The 3,260-nt window shown below is 52.3% G+C and carries 3 protein-coding genes; 2 read left to right on the top strand and 1 reads right to left on the bottom strand.

Going from position 1 to position 3,260, the window contains the following annotated elements:
- Nucleotides 1-535: 535 nt before the first annotated feature.
- On the top strand, nt 536-1,138 hold the full coding sequence (locus AC0QH1_RS01100) for a pentapeptide repeat-containing protein (protein ID WP_324628887.1): 603 nt from the start codon (nt 536-538) through the stop codon (nt 1,136-1,138).
- 275 nt (nt 1,139-1,413) lie between these two features.
- Here AC0QH1_RS01100 and AC0QH1_RS01095 read toward each other — a convergent pair whose 3' ends face one another.
- Nucleotides 1,414-1,710: a hypothetical protein gene (locus AC0QH1_RS01095; protein WP_324628886.1), complete on the bottom strand. Its 297-nt coding sequence runs from the start codon at nt 1,708-1,710 to the stop codon at nt 1,414-1,416.
- On the opposite strand from AC0QH1_RS01095, the gene AC0QH1_RS01090 reads away from it, so the two are divergent.
- On the top strand, nt 1,709-3,112 hold the full coding sequence (locus AC0QH1_RS01090; protein ID WP_324628885.1) for a BamA/TamA family outer membrane protein: 1,404 nt from the start codon (nt 1,709-1,711) through the stop codon (nt 3,110-3,112). The two genes, AC0QH1_RS01095 and AC0QH1_RS01090, sit on opposite strands and share 2 nt — an antisense overlap.
- Nucleotides 3,113-3,260 lie beyond the last annotated feature (148 nt).

Raw genomic sequence — 3,260 nt, 5'->3', positions numbered from 1 at the left:
GCTAAAGCCGCACGTTCGTTTTTCCTCCCCCGGCTAAAGCACGGGGGTTTCCAAACGTATCGGAGGTTATCATGAAATCCTCGGCTTTTGCAACCCATTTGTCCGCTCCACGTAACCTTCTCCACTGCCCCCCTTCCTAGCCCCCTCTTGCCATCCCAAACCGGATTTCTCAGTTGGAATGTAGCGTTTCTCTCCACATTTCCCGCAACCCCTTTTTCTACTACTGGCTTTTGCTCCCTTGGGCTTGACATAAAATCATCCTTATGCTAATAAAGGGTTCCATTGCCATCCCAAACCTGTGAAAAGTTTGGCGATCGAACAGCACTGAATCTATCACCCACAGCACGAGGGGTTCGGTTCAGTCAAGCTTCAAAACGGGGGTTGGTCAAAAAAGTTATGTTTTTCAGCCAAAACTGACCCCAGAAACCCGATTGATTGTCTGCTTTATCTAATACTAAACCTACGCTCTAGCAGCACAAAACACCACAGCCTGGAGTGCCATCTGCCACAGCCAAGAATGTTCTGTAAATCACTCATGCCTGAACTCGATAAAATGGATGCTGATGAACTTCTGAGACGCTACACCAATGGAGAAAGAGATTTTAGTGGCATAGATTTGCATCACTGCAATCTGTATCGCGCCGAGCTACCCGATATTAATCTCTCTCATGCCAACCTGGTAGATGTTAACTTATGTCGTGCCAACCTGACACAAGCCAATCTCAACGGCGCAAATCTGAGCGACGCAAAATTAACCGCCACCAATCTCAGACAAGCCAATCTCAGTAATGCCAATCTCGTCAATGCTAACCTGATGCTTGCGGAACTCGGTGGCGCTGATTTAAAAGATGCGGATTTGCAGGGAGCCAGTTTGTGGCAAGCCACCCTGAATAAAGCCGATCTGATGAACGCCAATCTCCAAGGTGTGGATTTATCTGGGGCAGATTTAGTGGGCACCAGTTTTGTGGGGGCCAACCTCGAAAAAGCCGACATGAGCAGCGCTAACTTAATTGCTGCCGATCTCGGTGCTGCTTGCTTGCGCGACGCTAATTTAAAAGCTGCCAACCTTTGGAATAGTAACCTGAATGGAGCAACCCTCGACAATACTATCCTCCCGGACGGACACCTTCACTATTAAACTGCGATCGAAAACCCCGATCGCGTCGTTCGCTAAATATTGCAGATTGCACACTGGCATAATTGACCGGAAGCGGGAAACAAAAACGCCGCTGCAAAAGATATGGACGCGGCGATTCTGGGGAATTCTCCTGAGTGGGGTAAGGTCGCGCGAGCCGCTTTTGTGAAGTCAGGGGCACCGCCGTGGGGGATCGCCGATCGATGCTGGTCAGGCGTGGCGCGAATGTGGAAAAATAGTGACCAAGGGCAGCAGGAGAGAACCGATCGCTGAGGCCATCATCGTCCGCCATTTCGCGCCGGGGCGAGAGTAGGGGGGTTAGACAATCCCTTGCGTTGGATCCATTGAATGGTGCAGGTGATGGGAGAAAAAAGTAACCGATTGCGAAGCAGATGCGATCGCAAGTCCCGACAATGCCTAAGATAGAGGTGATTTTGGTACGCATCTGGGTGCGCTTGCCTCAAGTCGCTTCCAACGCCAACCCAAATCCTCGAACCCGATCGCGGCGATCGCTCGGTGCTTTCCCACCCAAAGCGACCCGCACCATCAATTCCAACTGTGGGAGTGAACGGCATGAACGTGAGACACACACTATATCAAACAATTCCGCCCCTAGCCCTAAGTTTAGGAGCCACCTCAGTGACATTAGTAGCGGGGATCGATTCAGCATGGGGACAAATGGCACGATTCAAACCCATCCCCACCCAGCATCGGCATTCAATTTCACAGACTCAGAGGGAATCCCAAAGCGCAGCACAACCCGCAATTCCCTCCCACTCTGCCGCCGATTTAAACGCCCCAAATCTAGAAATCCGCAGTGCCCCCGTCGGTGACGCGCAGCCGGAAACCGACTTCGACCTCACGGTCGGCCCGGGACAAAATCACGATATATTCCCGTCTCGGATAGATACAGAAACCGAAGAACTGGAGTTTACCGTCATTCCCCTTCCCCAGTATAATTCAGAAAAAGGGTATTATGGCACCCTTGACTTTGTGCTGTCGAATATTGGCGATAACAAGCAAATTCTAGAGTTAGACTTGGAGGGGGGACAACAAACCTTGGGGGCAGAATTCCGCTATACCGATCCCTGGGCAGAAAACGAACCCTTCGATACCGGATTTCAAATTCGCCTGTTTAATACCCGATGGCCCGAAGACGTCTTCACCAACGGCGATCGCGAAGTGGAACTCATCCACGATCAAATCCCCTGGGTCGATCGCCTCGGTGGCGGGATCGAGCTGTTCCAACCCGTCACCGCTACCGGATTAACCATCTCTGCCGGCGCTAGCTATCAGCGCGTGGCCATCCGCAATGCCGCCGTCACTGACGATGTGTTTTCCGAAGATCAATTTGGCAACAGCCTCACTTTCAGCGATAAAGGCATCGATACCCTCGTCACCGTCAACCTCTCCGCCTTTCAAGACCAGCGCGACGATCCCTGGTGGCCCACCCAGGGGTATCGCTTCAATGTCGGCACGGAACAGTCGATTCCCGTGGGCAGTGGCGATATCCTCTTTAACCGTTTAACCGCCAGTTTTACCCAATTCGTCCCCGTCAGTTCTCAAACCTTTGTCTTCAACGTTCAAGGCGGCACCACTATCGGCGATTTACCCCCCTACGAAGCCTTCAATCTCGGGGGCAACGACTCGGTGCGCGGTTATGAAGGTGGAGGAGTCGGATCCGCTCGCAGTTTCGTGCAAGCCACCGCAGAGTATCGCTTCCCAATTATCGATGACTTGCAGTTACCCTTGGTTTCCCGCTTGGGTGGCACCGTCTTCGTAGACTACGCGAGTGACCTCGGTTCTGGGGATACGGTACGCGGCGAACCGGCTGAAGTGCGAAACAAGCCGGGAAATGGGTTTGGGGTCGGCGTGGGAGTCCGGATTCTCACCGATTTTGGCCCGTTGCGCGTAGAAGCGGCTATCAATGACGAGCAAGATATCCGGGGCATCTTCAAACTCGGCGAACGGTTCTAAAGCGCTGAATCGTTGCATCATTTAACCGTAGGGTGGGCACTGCCCACCTGACCATGACCGCCGCTTACGCAACGCAATCTTTTTTTTTCGTACCAAAACCCCCAAGGGGTGATATAATGATTAGTGAACCTGAAACTTATGGTGCAGG

This window comes from Phormidium sp. CCY1219, assembly GCF_055795085.1.
The sequence above is the reverse complement of the archived record's forward strand: the minus strand, read 5'-3'. Positions and strand labels throughout refer to the sequence as shown.

Excerpts from the sequence above, each read along its gene's own strand:
- AC0QH1_RS01100 (WP_324628887.1), top strand. The coding sequence starts at position 536 with ATGCCTGAACTCGATAAAATGGATGCTGATGAACTTCTGAGACGCTAC.
- AC0QH1_RS01090 (WP_324628885.1), top strand. The coding sequence starts at position 1,709 with ATGAACGTGAGACACACACTATATCAAACAATTCCGCCCCTAGCCCTA.
- AC0QH1_RS01095 (WP_324628886.1), bottom strand. The coding sequence starts at position 1,710 with ATGCCGTTCACTCCCACAGTTGGAATTGATGGTGCGGGTCGCTTTGGG.